This window comes from Acuticoccus mangrovi (assembly GCF_016411865.1).
GTDB classification, from domain to species: Bacteria; Pseudomonadota; Alphaproteobacteria; order Rhizobiales; family Amorphaceae; genus Acuticoccus; species Acuticoccus mangrovi.
In genome coordinates this window covers 1-21,456 of the sequence record NZ_JAEKJA010000027.1, presented here as the reverse complement: position 1 = coordinate 21,456, position 21,456 = coordinate 1, and the positions used below count along the sequence as shown (strand labels likewise).

At 70.7% G+C, this 21,456-nt stretch carries 19 protein-coding genes; 9 read left to right on the top strand and 10 right to left on the bottom strand.

Annotation, left to right across the window (positions count from 1 at the left end):
* The 7 genes from JCR33_RS22105 to rpmB form a co-directional block, all read right to left on the bottom strand.
* On the bottom strand, positions 1-1,779 hold the full coding sequence (locus tag JCR33_RS22105; RefSeq protein WP_198884312.1) for a glycoside hydrolase family 15 protein: 1,779 nt from the start codon (positions 1,777-1,779) through the stop codon (positions 1-3).
* Complete coding sequence (gene otsB, locus JCR33_RS22100; protein WP_198884311.1) at positions 1,776-2,501, bottom strand: trehalose-phosphatase; 726 nt, start codon at positions 2,499-2,501, stop codon at positions 1,776-1,778. The genes JCR33_RS22105 and otsB overlap by 4 nt, the downstream gene beginning before the upstream one ends.
* Positions 2,502-2,582: 81 nt before the next feature.
* On the bottom strand, positions 2,583-3,422 hold the full coding sequence (gene nth / locus JCR33_RS22095) for an endonuclease III (protein ID WP_198884310.1): 840 nt from the start codon (positions 3,420-3,422) through the stop codon (positions 2,583-2,585).
* Entirely contained in the window at positions 3,419-4,684 is a 1,266-nt protein-coding gene (locus tag JCR33_RS22090; protein ID WP_211110512.1) for an ABC transporter substrate-binding protein, read from the bottom strand. The genes nth and JCR33_RS22090 overlap by 4 nt, the downstream gene beginning before the upstream one ends.
* A complete protein-coding gene (locus JCR33_RS22085; RefSeq protein ID WP_198884309.1) occupies positions 4,684-6,852 on the bottom strand; it encodes a protein-disulfide reductase DsbD family protein in 2,169 nt (722 codons plus the stop codon). Before JCR33_RS22085 ends, JCR33_RS22090 begins: the two co-directional genes overlap by 1 nt.
* A gap of 97 nt (positions 6,853-6,949) precedes the next feature.
* Positions 6,950-7,516, bottom strand: coding sequence for a VUT family protein (locus tag JCR33_RS22080; RefSeq protein ID WP_198884386.1), 567 nt, complete (start codon positions 7,514-7,516; stop codon positions 6,950-6,952).
* Between the two features lie 113 nt (positions 7,517-7,629).
* Complete coding sequence (rpmB, locus tag JCR33_RS22075) at positions 7,630-7,944, bottom strand: 50S ribosomal protein L28 (protein ID WP_198884308.1); 315 nt, start codon at positions 7,942-7,944, stop codon at positions 7,630-7,632.
* A gap of 237 nt (positions 7,945-8,181) precedes the next feature.
* Between rpmB and JCR33_RS22070 the strand changes: the two genes are divergently transcribed.
* The 6 genes from JCR33_RS22070 (at position 8,182) to JCR33_RS22045 (ending at position 14,708) form a co-directional block, all read left to right on the top strand.
* Positions 8,182-8,991: a DUF3108 domain-containing protein gene (locus JCR33_RS22070; protein ID WP_198884307.1), complete on the top strand. Its 810-nt coding sequence runs from the start codon at positions 8,182-8,184 to the stop codon at positions 8,989-8,991.
* A 90-nt stretch (positions 8,992-9,081) separates the two neighbouring features.
* Positions 9,082-12,864 carry a helicase-related protein gene (locus JCR33_RS22065; RefSeq protein ID WP_408628777.1) on the top strand — a complete coding sequence of 1,261 codons (3,783 nt, stop codon included), beginning with the start codon at positions 9,082-9,084 and terminating at the stop codon, positions 12,862-12,864.
* On the top strand, positions 12,839-13,135 hold the full coding sequence (locus JCR33_RS22060; RefSeq protein WP_211110511.1) for an RNA-binding S4 domain-containing protein: 297 nt from the start codon (positions 12,839-12,841) through the stop codon (positions 13,133-13,135). The genes JCR33_RS22065 and JCR33_RS22060 overlap by 26 nt, the downstream gene beginning before the upstream one ends.
* 104 nt (positions 13,136-13,239) lie before the next feature.
* Positions 13,240-13,578, top strand: a complete 339-nt coding sequence (gene fdxA / locus JCR33_RS22055) for a ferredoxin FdxA (protein WP_198884306.1) — start codon at positions 13,240-13,242, stop codon at positions 13,576-13,578.
* Between the two features lie 317 nt (positions 13,579-13,895).
* Complete coding sequence (locus tag JCR33_RS22050) at positions 13,896-14,495, top strand: CarD family transcriptional regulator (RefSeq protein ID WP_198884305.1); 600 nt, start codon at positions 13,896-13,898, stop codon at positions 14,493-14,495.
* A 72-nt stretch (positions 14,496-14,567) separates the two neighbouring features.
* Entirely contained in the window at positions 14,568-14,708 is a 141-nt protein-coding gene (locus tag JCR33_RS22045) for a DUF3096 domain-containing protein (RefSeq protein WP_198884304.1), read from the top strand.
* Between the two features lie 52 nt (positions 14,709-14,760).
* On the opposite strand, the gene JCR33_RS22040 is transcribed toward JCR33_RS22045, so the two are convergent.
* On the bottom strand, positions 14,761-15,327 hold the full coding sequence (locus tag JCR33_RS22040; RefSeq protein ID WP_198884303.1) for a TetR/AcrR family transcriptional regulator: 567 nt from the start codon (positions 15,325-15,327) through the stop codon (positions 14,761-14,763).
* Between the two features lie 176 nt (positions 15,328-15,503).
* Between JCR33_RS22040 and JCR33_RS22035 the strand changes: the two genes are divergently transcribed.
* The 3 genes from JCR33_RS22035 to JCR33_RS22025 are packed head-to-tail and all read left to right on the top strand — an operon-like array spanning position 15,504 to position 19,310.
* On the top strand, positions 15,504-15,998 hold the full coding sequence (locus tag JCR33_RS22035) for a (2Fe-2S)-binding protein (RefSeq protein ID WP_198884302.1): 495 nt from the start codon (positions 15,504-15,506) through the stop codon (positions 15,996-15,998).
* The gene (locus JCR33_RS22030) at positions 15,995-17,065 is read left to right on the top strand and encodes an FAD binding domain-containing protein (RefSeq protein WP_198884301.1); all 1,071 of its coding nucleotides are present in this window, start codon (positions 15,995-15,997) and stop codon (positions 17,063-17,065) included. The genes JCR33_RS22035 and JCR33_RS22030 overlap by 4 nt, the downstream gene beginning before the upstream one ends.
* The gene (locus tag JCR33_RS22025) at positions 17,058-19,310 is read left to right on the top strand and encodes a xanthine dehydrogenase family protein molybdopterin-binding subunit (protein WP_198884300.1); all 2,253 of its coding nucleotides are present in this window, start codon (positions 17,058-17,060) and stop codon (positions 19,308-19,310) included. Before JCR33_RS22030 ends, JCR33_RS22025 begins: the two co-directional genes overlap by 8 nt.
* A gap of 199 nt (positions 19,311-19,509) precedes the next feature.
* Here JCR33_RS22025 and JCR33_RS22020 read toward each other — a convergent pair whose 3' ends face one another.
* Entirely contained in the window at positions 19,510-20,475 is a 966-nt protein-coding gene (locus JCR33_RS22020; RefSeq protein WP_198884299.1) for an NAD(P)H-dependent glycerol-3-phosphate dehydrogenase, read from the bottom strand.
* Positions 20,476-20,594: 119 nt separating this feature from the next.
* The gene (locus tag JCR33_RS22015; RefSeq protein ID WP_198884298.1) at positions 20,595-21,071 is read right to left on the bottom strand and encodes a hypothetical protein; all 477 of its coding nucleotides are present in this window, start codon (positions 21,069-21,071) and stop codon (positions 20,595-20,597) included.
* Between the last annotated feature and the right edge of the window lie 385 nt (positions 21,072-21,456).

The window sequence follows — 21,456 nt, the reverse complement described above, 5'->3', positions numbered from 1 at the left end:
TCAGATCACCTTGTCCCACCGACGTGACAGGCGCACCGCCCCGTTGATGATCCCGACCATCGAGTAGGTCTGGGGAAAGTTGCCCCAGAGCTGGTTGGTCTGCGGGTCGGTATCCTCCGACAGGAGGCCGAGATGGTTTCGGCACGAGAGCATGGTTTCGTACATCTCGCGCGCTTCTTCGCGTCGGTCATCGATCCTCCCTAAGGCATCGATAAACCAGAACGTGCACACATTAAAGGCGGTTTCCGGCCGACCGAAGTCATCTGCGGCATGATAGCGGAACAGATGGTCGCCCCGCCGCAGCTTTTCGCCGATGCGGTCGACGGTGGATACGAAGCGCGGATCGTTGGGCGGCAGGAAGCCCACCTCGGCCATCAGGAGCAGCGAGGCGTCGAGGTCCTGGCCGCCGAAACTCTCCACGAAGGCGCCGGCCTCCTCGTTCCACGCCTCGCGGCAGATCTTCTCGTGCACCTCGTTGGCGCGGGCGCGCCAGTGCTGGGGGCTGAGGCCGAGCTGGTTGGCGATCTTGGCGAGCCGGTCGAGCGCGGCCCAGCACATCAGCGAGGACGAGGTGTGGACGCGCGCCCGCGTGCGCAGCTCCCAGATGCCCGCGTCGGGCTGGTTGTGCAGCATGTAGGCGCGGTCGCCGATCACCTCGAGGTGGCGGAAATCCTCCATCGAGCCCTGGCGCAGCAGACGCTTGTCGAAGAAGGCCTGGGCGGCGGCGAGCACGATGTTGCCGTAGACGTCGTGCTGATGGTGCTCGTGCGCCTGGTTGCCGACGCGCACCGGACCCATGTCGAGATAGCCCGGCAGCTCCTCGATCCGCTCGGTGATCGCCGCCTCCATGCCGATGCCGAACACCGGCTGGATGTGGTCGCCCTTGGTGAGGGCGATGATGTCGCGGATGTAGGTGAGATAGTTCTCCATGGTCTCGAGGTCGGAGAGGGCGTTGAGTGCCCGCACCACGAAGAAGGCGTCGCGCAGCCAGCAGAAGCGATAGTCCCAGTTGCGCTCCGAATAGGGGGCTTCCGGCAGCGAGGTGGTGGCGGCGGCGATGATCGCGCCGGTCTCCTCGAAGGTGCACAGCTTCAGCGTGATGGCGGCGCGGATCACCGCCTCCTGCCACTCGAGGGGCAGGCCGAGGCGGAGCGACCAGCGCTTCCAATAATATTCGGTCTCTTCCTGGAATTCGCGGCCGAGGGTGCCGGGGCGCTCGGTCAGCGATTCGTCGGGGCCGAGGAACAGGTTGAACGCCCGCTCCAGCACGAAGAAGGTCTCGTCGCGGATATAGGTGATCGGCGCGTCGGTGGTGAGGCGGATCGTCTGGCCGTCGGCGACGAAGCGCACGTGGTTCGAGCCGGAGGTGATCTGCGGCTTCATCTTGCCCCAGTGGAAGCGCGGGCGCAGCACGATGCGGATGCGCGGCCGGCCCGACACCGGGCGGATGCGGCGCACGATCTGCGCCGGGCGGAACACGCGGCCGCGCGACAGGAAGCGCGGGCAGAAGTCGTCGATCTCCACCGCCGAGCCGTCGGAGGCGATCAGCCGCGTCCTGAGGATCGCGGTGTTCTCCACATAGTGCTGGTCGGAGTGGCTGAAGTCCTCGATCTCGATGGCGAAGCCGCCGTCGCCGGGATTGCCGTTGGTGCCGAGGAGAGCGTGGAACACCGGGTCGCCATCGGGCCGCGGCAGACACCACCAGACGATCTTCGCCTTGTCGTCGACGAGGGCGTTGACCGAGCAGTTGCCGATCATGCCGAGGGCGAGGTTGGTCATGCAGGAATTCCCAGGAATGTAGAGAGCCAGTCGTGCACCGAGGGGACGTCCGGCAGGCGATAGGCGGCGTCGGTGTCGCCCTCGCCGACCTTGATGCCGAAGCCGCCGAGCGCGGTCGCGGCGCGCATGCCGTCCTCGTCGGTCACGTCGTCGCCGATGAAGATCGGGGTGCGGCCGACGAACGGGGCGTGCGTCATGAAGGTGCGCACGGCGGCGCCCTTGTCGAAGCCCTTGCCCTTCGCCTCCACCACCATCTTGCCCGGGATGAAGTGGAGCGCGGGAAGGTCGGCGATCGTCTCGTGCATCGCCGCCTTGACCGCGGCTTCCATGTCCGGCGCGGCGCGATAGTGGACGGCGAGGCCGGCGCCCTTGTCCTCCATCGTCACCCCGCCGCCGAGGATCGGCCAGCCGAGGATGCGCCCGCGCAGCACGGCGATCTCGGGCGGCGGCGGCGCGGTCTCGATGGCGGCGCCGGGGGCGGGGCGGATCTCGAGCCCGTGCATGCCGGCGGCGGCGACCGGCACCTTCAGGAAGCCGTCGATGTCCTCCACCTTGCGGCCGGTGACGACGGCGACGGCGCCCCCCGTCGCCGCGAGAAGGCGCTCGATCAGGCCGGGCAGGCTCGGCGCCACGTGGATGCCGTCGGGGCGGTCGGCGATGTCGACGAGGGTGCCGTCGAAATCCAGGAACAGCGCCGGTGTGGCCGGCACGGGTGGGATCATGGAATGAGGTCCGACGGCAGCTTGCGCGGGGCGCGGGTGGCGGGGGCGGCCCCCATTGGCCACCGGCGGCACCATGCCTCCTTAGGTGGCGTGGGGCAACACGCGGCGATCCGGGGCCTTGCAGAGGTCGTAGATCACGCAGGCCTCGCACAACGGCCGCCGCGCCTTGCAGACGTGCCGCCCGTGCAGGATGAGCCAGTGGTGCGCGCCGCGCAGGAAGCGCTGCGGCACGATCTTCTCGAGGCCCCGCTCCACCTCCTCCGGCGTCTTGCCCGGGGCGAGGCCGAGCCGGTTGCCGAGGCGGAAGATGTGGGTGTCGACGGCGATGGTCGGCTCGCCGAAGGCGACGTTGAGCACCACGTTGGCGGTCTTGCGCCCGACGCCCGGCAGCGCCTCCAGCGCGGCGCGGTCGGCCGGCACCTCGCCACCATAGGTGTCCACCAGCGTGCGGCAGAGGGCGATCACGTTCTTCGCCTTGGTGTTGAAGAGGCCGATGGTCTTGACGTAGTCGCGCACCCTCTCCTCGCCGAGGGCGAGCATCTTCTCCGGCGTGTCGGCGACGGCGAACAGTGGGCCGGTCGCCTTGTTGACGCCGACGTCCGTCGCCTGCGCCGACAGGAGCACGGCGACGAGGAGGGTGAAGGGGTTGGTGTAGTGCAGCTCCGTCTGCGGCTCGGGCAGCGCGTCGGCGAGGCGCTGGAAGAGGGCGTCGGCCTCGGCCCGGGTGTAGCGCGAGCGCTTCAGCGCACGCGGCTTTGGCGCGGCCTTCTTGGCTCCCGCGCCGGCCGCCGCGCCCTCCGCCTTGGCGCCGGCCTTCGCCGCGCGCGGCTTCGCGGCACGGGCTTTCGTGGCGCGGGTCTTGGCGCGACCCGGCTCGGCGGGACCGGACGCGGCGGTGGGGGCGGGAGTCTTGCCGCTCATTTCACGAACGTCTCCGTCCACACCCGCTCGATCACCGCGGTCCAGCTCGCGTGCGGCTCGGAAAGGGTCGGGGCGTCGATGCCCGCCTCGTCGGCGAAGCGGGCCCGCTCGGCCTCCGGCAAGGCGTCGACGGCGAGCACCGTCGGGTCGCCCCACACGGCGGGATCGGCCTTGCGCGCCTGCGCCTCCGGCGACAGGAGGAAGTTCGCCACCACCAGCGCGCCCGCCTTGTCGTCGGCGTTCGACGGCACGGCGACGAAGTGCACGTTGCCGAGCGAGCCGTCCTCGAAGGTGGTCACCGACACGGTTTCGGGCAGCAGCCCCTCGTAGATCGCGGCGTCGGCGTCGGCGGGATTGAAGGTGAGGGCGAGCTTCAGGGCGCCGTCGGCGAAGAGGGCGCGGGTCTCGGCGACGCCGTTGGGAAACGCCTCGCCGGAGCGCCACAGATAGGGGTGGAGGCGCTCGAGTACCGGCAGCAGCGTGTCGCGCACCAGCTCTTCCGCATCCGCGCCCGCGGGGCGGTAGAGCACCGAGGGATCGTCGAGGGCGAGGAGCATGATCTCCTTCAAGAACGAGGTGCCCACGAAATCGGGCGGCGCCGGATAGGTGAAGCGCCCGGGATGGGCCTCGACGAAGGCGATCAGCGCGTCGAGGGTGCGCGGCGGCTCGGGGGTCGCGACGGTGTCGTAGAGATAGACGAGCTGAGCCCGGCCCCAGGGCGACTGCTGGCCGTCCACCGGCACGCCGAAGTCGTCGAGGATCGCCGCGCCGTAGTGCGCGAGGTCGACGAGCGGGCGGTTGGGCAGCTTCTCGGCCCACGCGTCGCCGAGAAGAAGGCCGTTCTCCTTCATCGCCACGAAGTTCTCGCCGTTGATCCAGACGAGATCGACGGCGCCGCCGTCGGTCTTGCCGGCGGTCACTTCGGCGAGGACGCGGGTCACCGCCTCGGCGGTGTCGGCGAGCTTCACCTGGGTCAGCGTAATGCCGTAGCGCTCGGCCATCTCCTTGCCGACCCAGGCGATGTAGTCGTTGATGCGTGGCTCGCCGCCCCAGGCGTAGAAGTGCACCTCCTGCCCTTTGGCGGCGGCGACGACCGCCGGCCAGTCGGTCACGTCCGGCGCGGGCTCGGCGCGCGCCGGCACGGCGGCCGCCAACACGAGACCGGTGAAGAGCAGGACGCCGGCCAAGCAACGGGCGTCCACGCGGGGACGGAGGCTCGTCAGGGACAGGCCGGCACGGCTCGGCGGGGCGCGCAGGGTCATCAGATTTCGCTCTTCTCGAAGGCCGACTTCAGGGTGGAGAAGGAGAGGATCTGAGGCAGGATAGTCGCTTCGCCGCGCTTGTCGAACATCAGATAGAGCGGCACTCCGGCGCGGCCGAAGCGCTCGATGAGGCGCGTCACGTCCGGATCGCGGCGCGTCCAGTCGGCGACGAGATAGGTCACGTCGTGCGCCTTCAGCATGCGGTCGAACTCGGCGGTGTCGAACACCACGCGCTCGTTGACCTTGCAGGTGATGCACCAGGCGGCGGTGGCGTTGACGAGCACCGGCCGGCCCGCGGCGGTGAGGGCGGCGAGGCGGTCGGGGGTGAACGGTGCCGCCGGCCCGGCCGCGCTCGCCGGCGCGACGGAGACGGGGGTGCCGTTGGCGGCGGGCCAGATCGCGGCGAGGCTCGCGGCGAGGCTTGCCACCGCGAGGCCGGAGGCGATGCGGTGGGAGCGCCCCGTGCCGCGCTGGGAGAGGCCGTAGAGCCACCCCGCCATGGCGAGGAGGACGGCCCCGGCGAGCACGGCGAGGAGAGCGTCGACGCCCACGATCTGGGCGAGCACCCAGACGAGCCAAGCCGCCGTCGCGTAGAGCGGGAAGGCGAGGGCCTGCTTCAGCCGCACCATCCAGACGCCGGGCTTCGGCAGGATCCGCGCAAGCCCCGGGATCAGCGCGATCAGCACGAAGGGCGCCGCGAGCCCCACTCCGAGCGCCGCGAACACGGCGAGGGCGATGAGCGGGGAGGTGGCGAGGGCGGCACCGATCGCCACCGCCATGAAGGGCGCCGTGCAGGGTGTCGCGACCACGGTGGCGAGCGCCCCGGTGGCGAAGGAGCCGCCGATGCCGCCGTCCCCGCCCCGCCCGCCGAACCGAGTGAGGCCCGCCCCCACTTCGAAGAGGCCGGAGAGGTTGAGGCCGACGGCGAAGGTGAGGAGCGCCATCGCCGCGACGAAGGCGGGGCTCTGGAGCTGGAAGCCCCAGCCGACGGAGACGCCCGCCGCCTTGAGGCCGAGAAGCGTCCCGGTGAGCACCATGAAGGCGGCGACGACGCCCGCGGTATAGGCGCCGGCGAGGGCGGCGCGCCGGGGCAGCGGTTCGCCGGCGTGGGAGACGAGGCTCAGCGCCTTGAGGGCGAGCACCGGGAACACGCACGGCATCAGGTTGAGGATCAGCCCGCCGATGAAGGCGAAGGCGATCGCCTGCGCGAGGCCGATGCCGCCACCTCCGCCACTCCCGCCGGCGTCGGGGGCGACCACGGCGAGAGCCGGCGCCGGGGCGGCGGCCGGTCGGCCCGGCCCGCTCGGCGAGGCGCCGTCCGCGGCGGGACCGGTCGCCGCCGCGGCGGTCGGGGGCTCGGGGTCCGCGTCGCCCGTCGCGGTGATCGAGAAGGCGCCGTCGGCCGTCTTCAGCACGCCGCGCAAGGTGCCGTCGAGCCGGCCGCGCCCCGCCGACAGGGTGATGAAGAGGCCGTCGCCGTCGGACGCCTCGGTCACCTCCTGCTCGGCGACGTGGTCGATCGCCTCGCGATCGTAGGCGAAGAAGACGGTGTCCTGCGCCGACGCCGCGATCGGGACGGTGAGATGGATGTGCCCGTCGTCGCGCGAATAGGTGGCGGCGGCGTCGCTCTCGGCGGGAAGCGCCCACTCCGCCTGCATGAAGGTAAAGGCGACGCCGGAGTCGGTGCTCGTCGCGGCGGCGGTCGGGATCTCGAAGGTCGCGCTGCCGCCTTCGGGAATGCAGATGTCGGCGCAGACGAGCCAGTCGGCCCGCACCGTCACCGGATAGGGGCTGCCGGCGGGCCAGTCGGCCGGCACCGTCACGCCGGTGAGGAGGGTGAAGGCGTCCTCGTAGCCGTAGTTCATCAGCGGCGGGTAGGGGAGGCGGCTCGGGGCGGGAAAGCGCACCTCGCCGGCCTTGCCGCCGTGCTCGAGGGTGAAGTCGAAGATCGGCGGCTCGCCGGAATCGCCGGGGTTCAGCCAGTAGGTGTGCCAGTCCGGCGCGATGGTGTGGACGATGGCGATGTCGGTGCTGTCGCCGGGCGCCGTCGTCGCGTTGCGCACGAGGAAGCGGGCGGTGACGTGGTCGGTCTCGATCGTCGCCGGGGCGGCCGCATGGGCGACCCCCACCGTGAGAAGAAGACACACCGCAACGAAGAGACGACGCATGCAAAGGCCCCTGATGATGCCGGGCCTGATGTATCCCCGAGAGCCCCGCCTCGCAAAGCGGCTGTCCGTCACGATCGCGCGACGGGGCCGCGAGGCGTCAGCGAGGCTGGGTGATGAAGCGGTAGGGGCCGAGCGCGAAGGCGGAGATCAGCACCTTCACCGAGAAGTCGGCGATCGCCCACGACACCCAGCGCGGCGCCTCCGGCAGGCCGGTCAGGCCGAAGATCGGCGCCCAGTCCACGGCAAAGCCGTCCACCGCGAAGGGGATCGCGGCGGAGAAGGCGATGGTGAAGAACAGCACCGTGTCGAGCACCGAGGCCGCCACCGAGGAGGCGAGCGGGGCGCGCCACCACACGCCGTAGCGCAGCCGGTGGAACATCGCGACGTCGAACAGCTGGGAGGCGAGGAAGGCGGTGCCCGAGGCGATGGCGATGCGCGGCGAGGCGAGCACCGTCGACATGATCACGGCGACGACGAAGCCCGTCAGCGCCACCTTGCGGGCGAGCTCGGGGCCGAAGGTGCGGTTCACCACGTCCGTCACCAGGAAGGCGATGGGATAGGTGAAGGCGCCCCAGGTCAGGATGTCCGCGAGGTTCAGCCCGCCGATCTGCCCCTCGACGGGATACTGGACCAGAATGTTGGAGGTCACGACGACCACGGCCATCGCCGCGACGCCGGCGGCCAGGGCGCTCTTCGCGTTCGTCACGTCACATCCCTCGCGGGCTCGTCGATCACAGGGCGGTCGTCGGTGCCGCGCCCGGGAGCGCGGCGCGCGGCTCAGGTGGCCGGGGTGGCCGCGGCAGCTGCGGCGGAGGCAGCGGCTTCCGCCACTTCGCGCTTCAGCCGCGCCATGCGCTCCGACATCTTCGCCTCGTCGGCGGCGAGCAGGAACTTGTCGAGCCCGCCGCGATGCTCCACGGTGCGCAGCGTGGAGGCGCAGATGCGCACCTTCACGCGCCGGTCCAGCGCATCGGAGATCAGCGTCACGTCGACGAGGTTCGGCAGGAAGCGCCGCTTCGTCTTGTTGTTGGCGTGGCTGACATTGTTGCCAACCATCACGCCCTTGCCCGTCAGTTCGCAGCGTCGCGCCATCGTCATCCGTCGGCCCGAGCCGACCCCTTCACAAGAATTTCGGTGAGAGCGGGTGAATAGGCATCTTGCGACCTCCCGTCAAGCGTGCCTCATCCGCGAGGGCGGCATCATGGCGCATGACGGCTGTGCATTCAGGTCTGATTCAGGGGGGCGAGGCATTTGATCTCACCCCGGCCATCCCATACATCTCGAAGACTGGCGAGGCCGGTCGCGCCGTGCGCGGGTGAGGAGGGTGCCTTGAGAGCCTGGACATGTGTCGCCGTGGCGGCCGCGATGACGGCGGTCGTGATCGCACCCAGCGCCGGCGTCACCGCGCCCGAGAAGATCTCCGTCGACGCGGTGTACGAGATCTCGATCGCCGGCTGGGGCATCGCCCGCGCCAGCCTCGACCTCACCCTCGAGGACGGCCGCTACGAGGCCGACCTCTTCATGCAGCCGAAGGGCGTCGCCAAGATCGTCACCGCCGTGCGCACCTCGGTGGCCGCCGCCGGCGCCGTGCGGGGCGATCGCGTGCTGCCCGACCGCTACAAGGTGCGCGCGACCGAGACCGACCGTCCCGTCGCCGTCGACATGGACCTCAACGCCGGCACCGTGACGTCGCTGCGCGCCCGCCCGCCGCTGAAGCAGAAGCCCGGCCGCGTCCCCGTCACGACGGCGCACAAGCGCGGCATCGTCGACCCGCTGTCGTCCGGGCTGTTGCCGATCCGCAGCCACGACGGGCGCGACGCCTGCCGCCACACCCTCAGGATCTTCGACGGCTGGACCCGCTACGACGTGCGACTCTCCTTCAAGCGCTTCGAAGATGTTGCAACCGAGGGCTACAAAGGCCAAGTGGCGGTGTGCGGCGCCCGCTGGGTGCCGGTGTCGGGCCATCGACCCGCCAAGAAGGAAGTGCAGTATCTTGCCGACAACAAGATGCTCGAGATGTCCGTGATCGCCCTTCCCAATGCCGGCGTCGCGATCCCGTATCGGGTGAGCATCGGCACGCCGAACGGGGAGATCCTCATCGTGCCGAGCCGCATGCACGTGTCGGGCCCCGGCGCCTGACGGTGATCATGAACCCGCCCGCCTGACGCACCGCGTCGAACGAAACCCGCGCCGACGCTCCGTTGCGCCGGCGCTGCAGAGGACCGGAGAGTGACGACCAGTCCCCTCCTCATCCGCACCGAGCGGGCGCGCAACGTGACCGCGGTGCTGGGACCCACCAACACCGGCAAGACTCATCTTGCGATCGACCGCATGCTGGCGCGGCGGACGGGGCTGATCGGCTTGCCGCTGCGCCTCCTCGCGCGCGAGGTCTACGGCCGCGTCGTCGCCCGCGTCGGGCCGGAGGTGGTCGCCCTCGTCACCGGCGAGGAGAAGATCATCCCCGCCGGCGCGCGCTACTACGTGGCGACCGTCGAGGCGATGCCGCTCGACCTCGACACCGAGTTCGTCGCGATCGACGAGGTGCAGCTCGCCGCCGACCTCGAGCGCGGCCGCGTCTTCACCGACCGCCTCATGCGCGTGCGCGGGCGTTACGAAACGCTGCTCCTCGGCGCGCTCACCGCGCGCGGCCTGCTCGAGCGGCTGATCCCCGGCATCAACGTCGTCACGCGCCCGCGCATGTCGGTGCTCTCCTACGCCGGCGAGAAGAAGCTCACGCGCCTGCCGCCGCGCTCGGCGGTGGTCGCCTTCTCCGCCAACGAGGTCTACGCCATCGCCGAGCTCATCCGCCGTCAGCGCGGCGGGGCGGCGATCGTCATGGGCGCCCTCTCGCCGCGCACCCGCAACGCCCAGGTGGAGCTCTTCCAGTCCGGCGACGTCGACTTCCTGATCGCCACCGACGCCATCGGCATGGGCCTCAATCTCGACGTCGACCACGTCGCCTTCGCCGCCGCCCGCAAGTTCGACGGCTATCAATATCGCAACCTCAACGCCGGCGAGCTCGGCCAGATCGCCGGCCGCGCCGGCCGCTATACGCGCAACGGCACCTTCGGCGTCACGGGCCGCGTCGCCCCCTTTCCCGACGACCTGGTCGAAGCGCTCGAGACCCACGCCTTCGCCCCCCACAAGGTCTTCCAGTGGCGCAACCCCGTGCTCGACTTCTCCTCGGTGGCGGCGCTGCGGGCCACGCTCGACGAGCCGCCCTCGGAGGAGGGGCTGACGCGCGCCCCGCTCGCCGACGATCAGACCGCGCTCGAGCACGCCACCAAGACGCCGCACGTCATGGACATGGCGCGCACCGCCGACACCGTGGAGCGGCTGTGGGAAGTCTGCCAGGTGCCGGACTATCGCAAGATCGCGCCGGCCAACCATGCCGACCTCATCCTGACCCTGTTCGAGTTCCTGGTGCGGGACGGGGCGATCCCCGACGACTGGATCGCCCGCCAGGTGCGCTACGCCGACCGGACCGACGGGGACATCGATACTCTGTCCAACCGGATCGCACATGTACGGACGTGGACATTCGTGGCCAACCGCAACGATTGGCTAAAAGATCCCCAAGAGTGGCGCGAGGCGACCCGAAAGGTCGAGGACCGCTTGTCGGATGCCCTCCATGAGCGTTTGATGCAGCGGTTCGTGGACCGGCGCACCAGCGTGCTGATGAAGCGGCTGAGAGAGAATGCGATGCTGGAATCAGAAGTGAACGACGCTGGTGAGGTGATCGTGGAGGGGCAGCACGTCGGTGCCCTCCATGGATTCCGTTTCCAGGCCGACGCCTCCTCGGGCGATCCGCGCGACCAGAAGGCGCTTCGTGCCGCTGCGGCCAAGTCGTTGACGAAAGAGCTCGAACGACGGGCCGACAAGGTCGCGGCCGCGCCCGATTCCGCCTTCACGCTCGGCTCCGACGCGGCCGTGCGCTGGCAGGGCGCGGTGATCGCCAAGGTCGCCGCGGGCGAGGATGCGCTGAAGCCCGTGGTGCTGCTCCTGGCCGACGAGACGCTGCCGCAGCCCTCCCGCGAGCGCGTGCAGGGCCGACTCAACCAGTGGCTGGCGGCCCACATCGAGGGCTTGCTCAAGCCGCTGTTCGACCTGCGCGCCGCCGACGACCTCGACGGCAACGCCCGCGGCCTCGCCTACCGCATGTCCGAACAGCTCGGCAGCGTCGAGCGCAGCGCCGTCGCCGAGGAGGCGAAGGCGCTCGACCAGACCGCGCGCGCCAAGATGCGGGCGCTCGGGGTCCGCTTCGGCGCCTACCACATCTTCGTCCCGGTGCTTCTGAAGCCGGCGCCGAGCCAGCTCCTCGCGATGCTCTGGGCGCTCAAGAACGCCGACCTCGACGTGCCCGGCCTCGTCGACGTTCCGCAGCTGTCGGCCTCCGGGCGCACCTCGATCGTGGTCGACCCGGCGGTGCCGGCCGAGCTCTACCGCATCGTCGGCTTCCGCGTGTGCGGGCCGCGGGCGGTGCGGATCGACATTCTGGAGCGCCTCGCCGACCAGATCCGCCCCCTCGTCGCCTGGCGGCCGGGGCCGGACAGCGGCGAGCCGCCGGCCGGCGCGGTGCCGCAGGGCGGCGGCTTCCTCGTCACCGTCACCATGACCTCGCTGCTCGGCTGCTCGGGCGACGATTTCGCCGCCATCCTCACCTCGCTCGGCTACCGGGTGGACCGCCACGAGGCGAGCTCCGCCGAGCGCGACGCGATGGCCGCGGCGAGCGAGGTGAAGAGCCGCACCAAGCGCGAGCCGAAGCCGCCGCGCCTCGCCACCCAGGCCGCCCCCACCCAGGCCGCTTCCACGACCGACGCCGCCGCGCCCGACGCCCCCACGACCGACGCCCCCACGACCGACGCTCCGACGACCGGCGCGTCGGTGCCGGGCGCACTTGAGACCGACGCGGCCGAGACCGAAGCAGCCGAGACCGACGCCGCGGCGATGGACGCACCGGTGAGCGACGCTGCCACGGCCGAAGGTGCCGTCGAGGCGTCCCCGACCGAGACGCCGTCCACGGAGGTGGAGATGGAGGCGGTGCCGCCCGCCGCCGGCGCCGGCGAGGAGCCCGCCGCGCCGCGCCCGGACGACGTCGTCGAGGCCGCGCCCCAGTCCGTCGAACCGATCTCCGTCGAACCGATCTCCGCCGAGCCGGTTTCCGCCGAGAGTGCCGCCACGCCGTACGAGCAGGCGGAGCCGGCGCAGGACGAGGTGGCGCCGGAGGAGAGCTCGCCGGTCGCTGAGGCGGCCACCTTGGCCCCGTTCCTCACCGACGACGAGGCGCCGGCGGCCGCCGTGAGCCTCGAGCCCGCCGCCACGCCCGAGCCCGCCGCACCGGACGCCATCGAGCCCGAGGCCATCGAGCCCGAGGCCATCGAGCCCGAGGCCGCCGCATCCGAAGCCGTCGAGCCCGAGGCCGCCGAGCCTACCGAACCCGAAGCGGTCGAGCCTCGGCCGGAGGAGCCCGGCGCCGATGCCGTGCAGGCGCCGGCCGAAGCGACGTCGGAGGCGTCCGCCGAGGCGGCGGCCGACGCCGGGCCGACGGTCATCGAGGTCTGGCGCGTGCCGCGCTTCCAGCGCCACGACAATCGCCGCCGGCGCGGCGGCGGCGGCCGGCCGGGCGAGGGGGGCGAGCGCGGCGACCGCCCGCACGAGGGGCGTCGGCGCCACCGCGGCGAGGGCTCGCATTCGCGCGGCGGTGGCGCGCAGCCTGCCGCAGGGGCGCAGCCCACCGCCGGCGCGCCGGCCGCCGGGGCACCGTCCGGGCCCGCCGAAGCCCCCGCCGGCCGCAGCCGAGGCCCCGACGATCACCGCCGGGACGACCATCGCCGGGACGAGCGGCGCGACGATCGCCGCGAGGGCAAGCGCGGCAAGAAGCGCGGCAAGCCGCCGCGCGTCGAGGCCGAGTCCCGGCCCCCGCGGCGCGAGCGCGAGGCCGATCCCGATTCGCCCTTCGCCGCTCTCGCCGCCCTGAAGCAACGCCTTGAGAAGGGGGACGGCGATAGCTGACGACGCCACCGGACAGCGCCTCGACAAATGGCTGTGCTACGCGCGCTTCGCCAAGACGCGCACCGTGGCGCAAGCCCTCGTCGAGGGCGGCAAGGTGCGGGTCAATCGGGTGAAGATCACCCAGCCGAGCCGCACCGTGCGCACCGATGACGTCCTCACCATCCGCCTGCCGCGCGACGTGCGCGTGGTGCGCGTGATCGGCTTTTCCGACCGCCGCGTGTCTCCCGCGGAGACCGCGGCGCTCTACGTGATCTTGAGCGACGACGGCTGAGCCTCTTCACAGACGGCAAACAGCCATGCGCCGAGGCGGCGGCCCGGCAGCTTGTGCCATGGCACCCAAGATCGTAAATCGACGCGAACAGGAGGCTTATCTCAGTGACCTATATCGTCGGCGACGCGTGCATTAAGTGCAAGTACACCGATTGCGTCGAAGTATGCCCGGTGGACTGCTTCTACGAGGGTGAGAACATGCTCGTGATCCATCCGGACGAATGCATCGATTGCGGCGTGTGCGAACCGGAGTGCCCCGCGGATGCGATCAAGCCGGATACCGAACCCGGGCTTGAGAAGTATGCTGAGCTGAACGCCAAATATGCCGCCGAATGGCCGAACATCACGGTGAAGAAGGACCCGCTGCCGGAGGCGGAGGAGTTCGACGGCGTCGAAAACAAACTTGAGAGCTACTTCTCGCCCGCGCCTGGAGCGGGGGACTGAGGCGGGCTTCAAAGCTTGCTTCTAAGTGAAATTTTAGCGCTCCCGGTCGCCATCCCTTCAATTTTGTCCTTCGGTGTGCTACATTAGTCAAATGCCGCCCGGCAGAGTGACGTCGCTCAAGGCCGCGACGGGCGGTGGTTTGCGCAGCAGCAGGAGCGACAGTGAGGTTTCAGTCGACATCCCGAAGTCGTCGAAACACGGCGCTTGAGTTGTAGTCCGCACGTGTGCAGCGGGCACCCGCCAGGCTGCGCTTCCACAAAAACAACGGCACGGTCGCCCGATCGGGCACGTGCTCCCTCGAGGAGTAGTCAGACCCTATGGCAACGGTGAAAAAGGGCGCCGCCAAGCCGGCGTTCAAGCCGAACGAGCATGTCGTCTATCCGGCTCATGGCGTGGGCCAGATCGAAAAGATCGAGAAGACCGAGTTTGCCGGTCACGAACTGGAGCTGATCGTCGTCACCTTTGCCAAAGACAAGATGACCCTTCGTGTCCCCGTCGGTAAGGCCAAGCAGGTCGGCATGCGCAAGCTCGCCGACGCCGACACCATGAAGAAGGCGCTCGACACCGTGGCCGGCCGCGCCCGCGTCAAGCGGACGATGTGGAGCCGCCGCGCACAGGAATACGAGGCGAAGATCAACTCCGGCGACCTCGTCGCCATTTCCGAGGTGGTCCGCGACCTCTACCGCGCCGAGAGCCAGCCCGAGCAGTCCTACTCCGAGCGGCAGCTCTACGAGGCCGCGCTCGACCGCATGGCCCGCGAGATCGCCGCGATCAACAAGACCGACGAGACGGCCGCCATCAAGCTGATCGAGAGCCAGCTCGCCAAGAGCCCCAAGCGGACGTCCAAGGTCGAGGAGACCGAGGACGACGAGGAGGCCGAAGCGAGCGCCGACGAATTGCAGGAAAAGGCCGCCTGAGCCTATGTCCCAGAGGGCGGCCTTCGGGCCGCCCTCTTCGCATGTGGCCCACAGAAGGTTCGAAGTCCCGTCATGGAAGCTCTCAGCGCGCAGCCGGTCGTTGCTCTGGTGATCGGCCTGATCGTCCTGATTTTTCCCAAGATCCTCAACTACGCCATCGCGGCCTACCTGATCTTCATCGGCGTCACCGGTCTCTGGCCGGGCCTCTTCTGACCCGGCCGCGCCCGCCCGGCGCCAGCCCGCACGCCCGTCTGGTCCGTGCCGATCAACGATCCTCGCCCCGTCGCGTCAGGCCGTCGACGAAGATGTCGATGAGACGCACCACGCTCTCCTGCCAGTCGGGCTGCTCGCGCGTGTAGCAGAGGCCGATCATCACCCGAAGGATCTCCTCCGAGGAGACGTCGCCGCGCAGCTCGCCCGCGTCCACCGCGCGCCGGACGAGCCCCGCCAGCGCCTCGCGCACGCGCGTCGCAGTGTCGACATAGACCGCCGCGGAGCTGTCCACCGTCGGCTCCAGCGCGGCCACCATGCCCTTCTTGGTGGCGATCATCCGCACGCCGGCGCGCAGCCACTGCCGCAGCGCCTCGACGGGGGGCGTGCTCTTCGACAGGCGCTCGGCGAGCGTCCCGAGCTCGTCCACCTCGCGCTGGTAAACGGCGATGAACAGCGCCTCCCGCGTCGGAAAATGCCGGTAGAGCGTGCCGATCCCGACCTCCGCCGTGCGTGCCACCGCGTCGAGGCTCGCGTCCGGCCCGCCGGCCGAGAACACCTCGCGCGCCGCCGCCAGCAGTCGCTCGCGGTTGCGCACCGAATCCGCCCGGGGTTTGCGCATCGGTCTCCCCTTATTCGCCTCCTCGTCAGTTATGACTTCCTCCAACTTGAAAACGGAGGACACCTCCGTATATGTCCCCTCGGGCCGCTCGCTTCCACCGGGGACGTCCTCTTCCGCCAGTCCCCCGCGCCGAAGCCTGCCCCACACCTCAGGACATACACCTCAACGGAGGGACGATGACCCTTTCCCTGAGTCTCACTGTCAACGGAGACCGTCACGAGGTCCACCTCGAGGATGCCCGACCCACTCTTCTCGATGTCCTGCGCGAGCGGCTCGGGCTGGTCGGCACCAAGAAGGGGTGCGACCGTGGCCAATGCGGCGCCTGCACGGTGCTCGTGGACGGTCGCCGCATCAACAGCTGCCTCACCCTCGCCATGAGCGTCGACGGGGCCGAGATCACCACCATCGAGGGCGTCGCCCGCAACGGGGCGATGCACCCGGTGCAGGCCGCCTTCATCGACAACGACGCCTTCCAGTGCGGCTACTGCACGCCCGGCCAGATCATGAGCGCGATCGGCCTCATCGCGGAGGGCGAGGCGGGCGGCGATCCGGAGCGCATCCGCGAAGGGATGAGCGGCAATCTGTGCCGCTGCGCCGCCTATCCCGGCATCACCGAGGCCGTCCGCGACGCGACCGAGCGCCTGTCGCAGAACCAACGGAAAAGCGCATGAACGTCTTCGACTATGTTCGCCCCGCCTCCGTCGCCGAGGCGGTGGCGGCCGCATCCGAGGGCGATGCGGCCTTCCTCGCCGGCGGCACCAACCTCCTCGACCTGATGAAGGCCGGTGCGAGCCACCCCGCCCGGCTCGTCGACATCACCCGCCTGCCGGGGCTCGACGACATCGAGTTCGCCGCCGACGGCACGATCCGCATCGGCGCGCTGGTGAAGAACTCCGACCTCGCCCGCGATGCGGCCTTCCTCGCCGCCGCGCCGGCGGTGGCCGAGGCGCTCCTCGCCGGCGCCTCGCCGCAGCTGCGCAACGCCGCCACCATCGGCGGCAACCTGATGCAGCGCACCCGCTGCGCCTACTTCTACGACCCGCACAGCGCCTGCAATCGGCGCGAGGCGGGGGCGGGCTGCGACGCGCGCGGCGGCGACACGCGCAACCACGCCGTACTCGGCTGGACCGACGCCTGCATCGCCACCCACCCCTCCGACCTCTGCGTCCCCCTCGTCGCGCTCGACGCGGTGGTGGAGATCGCCGGGCCGGGCGGCACGCGCGAGGTGGCGCTCGAGGTGTTCCATGCGCTTCCCGGCGAGACGAGCGCGGCGGAGACGGCGCTTCTGCCCGGCGAGCTCATCACCGCGGTGCGCCTGCCGGCCGAGGCGGCGACGTTCGCCCCCAACGCCCGCTATCTGAAGCTGCGCGAGCGCACCTCCTACGCGTTCGCCCTCGTCTCCGCCGCGGCGGCGCTGCGGATCGAGGACGGCCGCATCCTCGAAGCCCGCCTCGCCCTCGGCGGCGTCGCGGCGAAGCCCTGGCGCGCCCGCGACGCCGAGCGCCTCCTCGCCGGCGCCGCGCCGACGCCGGAGGCCTTCCGCCGCGCCGCCGACGCCGCCCTCGACGGCGCCCACCCCTCCGGCGACAACGCCGAGAAGATCGAGCTCGCCGCCCGCGTCGCCGCCCGCGCCCTCGCTCTCGCGGCCGCCGGCACGCCCGAGCGCATGCCGGCGCTGCCCGGATCCGTCTTCGCGCCCGCCGGCGTCAACGCCAACGGAGGCTCCGTCCATGGCTGAAACCCTCGAGTTCCCCACCGGCCACGTCCGCCTCGGCTCCAACGCCGGCCAGCCCCTCACCCGGCGCGACGGGATGCTGAAGGTCACCGGTGCGGCCACCTACGCCGCCGACAACCGGCCCGCCGGCCTCCTCCACGCGGTCTACGCCGTCAGCGCCATCGCCCGCGGCCGCGTCACCTTCCTCGACGTCGCGGCGGCGAAGGCCCACCCCGGCGTCGTCGAGGTCATCACGCCCGCGAACCGCCCCCCGCTCGCCCGCAACCCCGACGAGAAGGCCCACGGGTTCAGCTGGCGCATCGAGGCGCTGCAGAACGACGGCGTGCGCTATGCCGGCCAGCCCATCGCCGTGGTGGTCGCCGAGACGCTGGAGGCGGCCAACGAGGGCGCCCGCCTGCTCGCCCCCCGCTACGAGGTCGAGCCCGCCCGCATCGGCCACGACCGCGGTGAGGTCTTCGACCCGCCCGTCGTCGGCGTCGGTGCCGAGCCGAACCTCACGAAGGGCGACGCCGAGGTCGGCCACCGCGCGGCCGCCCACCACGTCGACGTCGACATCGAGACGCCGCTTCACTACCACAACGCCCTCGAGCCGCACGCGATCGTCGCCGAGTGGCACGGCGACCGGCTGACGCTCGACGTGCCCAACCAGGCGATCGCCATCGCGCGCAGCGACTTCGCCGGCTTTTTCGGCGTGCCGGCGGAGAATGTGGAGCTGCGCAGCCCGTTCATCGGCGGTGGCTTCGGCTCCAAGGCGATCCTCAACGGGCCGCAGGTCCTGTGCATCCTCGCCGCGCGGATGACCAACCGGCCCGTCAAGCTCGTGCTGCGGCGCGACCAGATGTTCGGCCCGGTGGGGCACCGCGGCGGCACGCGCCAGCGCCTCTCGCTCGGCGTCGACGAGGGCGGCCACCTTACCGTGATCGAGCATCACGCCCAGTCCACCACGAGCAGCTTCGACGACTTCCTCGAGCCCGCCGCCAACGCCTCGCACAATCTCTATGCGTCGCCGGCCATCCTCACCCGCCACACCGGCGTGCGGATCGATACCGGCACGCCCGGGCCGATGCGTGCCCCGGGCGAGGCGAGCGGCTCGGCGGCCCTCGAGTGCGCCATGGACGAGGCGGCCGAGGCGGCCGGTCTCGACCCGCTCGAGTTCCGCATGCGCAACTACGCCGAGACCGACCCCGCCACCGGCCGGCCGTTCTCCTCCAAGGCGCTGCGCCAGTGCTATGCGGAGGGGGCGAAGCAGTTCGGCTGGGCCGGTCGCCCGCTCGCCCCCCGCCAGATGCGCGACGAGGCGGGCCACCTCGTCGGCTGGGGCGTCGGCAGCTCGCTGTTCCCGAACCCGATGTTCCAGGCCGAGGCCCGCGCCGTGCTGCGTGCGGACGGGACGGGCCTCGTCGAAATCTCCGCCGTGGAGATGGGGCAGGGGGCGCTGACGGCGCTCGCCCAGATCGCCGCCGACGGCCTCGGCATCGACGTCGACAAGCTCGAGTTCCGCGCCGGCTCGTCGGAGCTTCCCGACGGCGGCATCGCCGGCGGCTCCGGCCACACCGCGACGGCCGGCAACGCCATCTTCGCGGCCGGAAGCGACGCGATGGGCCGCCTCGCCGACATCGCGACGCAGGATCCCGCCTCGCCGCTCTTCGGCGCCGGCAACGCCGGGGTCGTCGCTCGCGGCGGGCGTCTCCACCGGGCCGACGACGAGAGTCGCAGCGAGCCCTATACCGCGATCCTCGATCGCGCCGGCCTCGACCACGTCGAAGGTCACGGCAGCGGCGCCCGCAATCCCGCCGACGCCGAGGACTATGCGATGTTCTCCCACGGCGTGGTGTTCGCCGAGGTGAAGGTCGATCCCGAGCTCTACCAGGTCCGCGTCAGTCGCCTGGTGGGGGCGTTCGCGGCCGGGCGCATCATCAATCCGCGCCTCGCCAAGAGCCAGCTCACCGGCGGCATGATCTGGGGTCTCGGCTTCGCCCTCCACGAGGAGGGGGTGCACGACCCGCGCACCGGGCGGCCGATGAATGCCGACTTCGCCGGCTACCACGTCCCCGTCAACGCCGACGCCCCCTCCGTCGAGGCCTTCCTCGTCGAGGAGGACGACCGCCACGTCAACGCGCTCGGCATCAAGGGTGTCGGTGAGATCGGCATCACCGGCTCGGTCGGAGCGATCGCCAACGCGGTCTGGCATGCGACGGGGGTGCGCGTGCACCGCTTCCCGATCCACATCGAAGCGCTCCTGCGCTGAGCGATCGGGGCCGAAGCGCTCCTGCGCTGAGCCGGAGCGCGTTCAGGACAAGTGGAGCCGGTTTTCCGCTCGGAACGCGCGCAGACAAGCACTCGGGAGCCGGTTCGGTGAACGCGAGTTCATTGAACCGGCTCCAGTCGCACCCGGCCGGCGTCCTCTGCGGGTGCCGGCCGGGGCACCCTTCGCCCGGGCCGCGCCCTCACTCCTCCTTGAGCGGGCGGGCGAGGAGCGCCATCGCCGCCTCGTGCACCGAGACCTCGCCCCGCGTCACCGCCGCCACCATGGCGGTGAGGGGCATCGCGACGCCGCGCTCGGCGGCGAGCCGGGCGACCGCCGCCGCCGTCGCGACACCCTCCACGGTCTGGCCCTGCGGCACGCCACCGCCATGGCCGAGGGCGAGGCCCGCGGTGTAGTTGCGCGACTTGTCCGACGTCGCCGTCAGCGTCAGATCGCCGAGCCCGGAGAGGCCGCGCAGCGTGTCGGGGTCGGCGGCCGTCGTCGCGGCGAAGCGCTGCATCTCGGCGAAGCCGCGGGTGATGATCGCCGCCCGCGCGCTCTCGCCGAACCCCGCACCCATCGCGATGCCGGCGGCGAGGGCGACGACGTTCTTCAGCGCCCCGCCGAGCTCCGCCCCCACCATGTCGCGGCTGAGATAGAGGCGCAGCGTCGACGTCGACAGCTCGCGCTGGAGGCGGGCGCCGACGGCGGCGTCGGCCGCCGCGAGCGTCAGCGCCGTCGGTAGGAGATGAGCGATGTCGTCGGCGAAGCTCGGCCCGGTCAGCACGGCGGGCACCGCGTCGGGGCACGCCGCCGCGATCACCCCCGTCGGCCCGAGCCCGCTCGTAAGATCGACGCCCTTGCAGCAGGCGACGAGCGCGCTCCCCGTCGGCGGCACGACCTCCTCGAGAAGCCCCGCGAGCGACTGCATCGGCACCGCCAGAAGGATCGTCTGCCGTGCCGTCGCGGCCGCGAGATCGGCGGTCACGACGAGCTCGGCCGGAAACGGTGCGCCGGGCAGCCGGCGCACGTTGAGCCGGTCGCGCCGCATCGCCCACACCGCTTCGCTGTCCCGCGCCCACAGCGTCACCGCGTTGCCGTGCCGCGACAGGGCGATGGCGAGGGCGGTGCCGAAGGCCCCGGCTCCGAGGATGGAGAGTTCGCTCATCCCGCCATCCTCACCCGTCCCCGTCGCCCCATCTTGCCGGGCGCGACCCGAGCACCCTGGGCGCCGCCGCGTCAAGCCGGGCCGCCGGCAGATGGTCGACGGGCCCGGCCGCCCCCGCGTCAGAACGACTGGCGCGGGATCTTCCTGTATTGGATCTTCTTGCAGGTCCCGTCGACGATATCCGAGTATTCGTACTTTCCGGTGGTGCGATAGAGCACCGCAGCGCCGCTGCGGATCTGCTCGGCGTTGATCCGGCTCAGCTTGCGAATCTCATCCGTCATGCCGCGGTGGCCGGTGTTATAGGTGTATCGCCCATCGGCGCTGGTGGAATAGCCACTCCAATCGTATTGATAGTAGTCTCCCATCCGCGGCTCGATCGTCAGCTTAAAACGGATGTAACTCGTCTTCCCGTCACTGTTGAGTGTTGTGCTGCATGCCAGGCTAAACGGATTTTCATCCGACGTTGCGGTCTTATCCCCGCCATCGAAACCTGCGCTGGTGAAAATCCATGACAAAACACCAATAATACCAAAAAATACCATGAGTACACCGCCGACATTCCGGCAAAAGTTCCACATTGAGCGCCAAAAGTTCATGATGTTCTCAGTGCTCCTCTGCCCAGCCCCTCGATTCTAGCAAGCGACAGGCCAAAATCTGATGACACTAGAGCGGATGGGAGTCACAGAGCGGCTTCGTCGCAGAGGATAAGCGATGATGTGTCTCGGTCGGTGCGATCAACGAAGTTTTGCCAAATAGTCGCGCATGGATGGGCATCGACCCACGAGAAATTTCACCATCCGGTTGCGTGCCGGACGACCACCGTGCCCCTCTCCGGCGACGCGTCGAGCGCTCCGCCGTTGCGGCCAGACGTGGAGAACTTCCCGTCGGGCATGGCCGAACGCGGCACAAAAAACGGTCGCCGCGCGCATCAAGACGCTCTCTAGGCTGCGGACTCAATCAGCACCACCATCGGATGATGAT

What these genes read in the sequence shown, in the direction of transcription:
- JCR33_RS22105 (WP_198884312.1), bottom strand. Translation starts at nt 1,779, where the DNA reads ATGACCAACCTCGCCCTCGGCATGATCGGCAACTGCTCGGTCAACGCC.
- otsB (WP_198884311.1), bottom strand. Translation starts at nt 2,501, where the DNA reads ATGATCCCACCCGTGCCGGCCACACCGGCGCTGTTCCTGGATTTCGAC.
- nth (WP_198884310.1), bottom strand. Translation starts at nt 3,422, where the DNA reads ATGAGCGGCAAGACTCCCGCCCCCACCGCCGCGTCCGGTCCCGCCGAG.
- JCR33_RS22090 (WP_211110512.1), bottom strand. Translation starts at nt 4,684, where the DNA reads ATGACCCTGCGCGCCCCGCCGAGCCGTGCCGGCCTGTCCCTGACGAGC.
- JCR33_RS22085 (WP_198884309.1), bottom strand. Translation starts at nt 6,852, where the DNA reads ATGCGTCGTCTCTTCGTTGCGGTGTGTCTTCTTCTCACGGTGGGGGTC.
- JCR33_RS22080 (WP_198884386.1), bottom strand. Translation starts at nt 7,516, where the DNA reads ATGGCCGTGGTCGTCGTGACCTCCAACATTCTGGTCCAGTATCCCGTC.
- rpmB (WP_198884308.1), bottom strand. Translation starts at nt 7,944, where the DNA reads ATGGCGCGACGCTGCGAACTGACGGGCAAGGGCGTGATGGTTGGCAAC.
- JCR33_RS22050 (WP_198884305.1), top strand. Translation starts at nt 13,896, where the DNA reads ATGGCAACGGTGAAAAAGGGCGCCGCCAAGCCGGCGTTCAAGCCGAAC.
- JCR33_RS22045 (WP_198884304.1), top strand. Translation starts at nt 14,568, where the DNA reads ATGGAAGCTCTCAGCGCGCAGCCGGTCGTTGCTCTGGTGATCGGCCTG.
- JCR33_RS22040 (WP_198884303.1), bottom strand. Translation starts at nt 15,327, where the DNA reads ATGCGCAAACCCCGGGCGGATTCGGTGCGCAACCGCGAGCGACTGCTG.
- JCR33_RS22035 (WP_198884302.1), top strand. Translation starts at nt 15,504, where the DNA reads ATGACCCTTTCCCTGAGTCTCACTGTCAACGGAGACCGTCACGAGGTC.
- JCR33_RS22030 (WP_198884301.1), top strand. Translation starts at nt 15,995, where the DNA reads ATGAACGTCTTCGACTATGTTCGCCCCGCCTCCGTCGCCGAGGCGGTG.
- JCR33_RS22025 (WP_198884300.1), top strand. Translation starts at nt 17,058, where the DNA reads ATGGCTGAAACCCTCGAGTTCCCCACCGGCCACGTCCGCCTCGGCTCC.
- JCR33_RS22020 (WP_198884299.1), bottom strand. Translation starts at nt 20,475, where the DNA reads ATGAGCGAACTCTCCATCCTCGGAGCCGGGGCCTTCGGCACCGCCCTC.
- JCR33_RS22015 (WP_198884298.1), bottom strand. Translation starts at nt 21,071, where the DNA reads ATGAACTTTTGGCGCTCAATGTGGAACTTTTGCCGGAATGTCGGCGGT.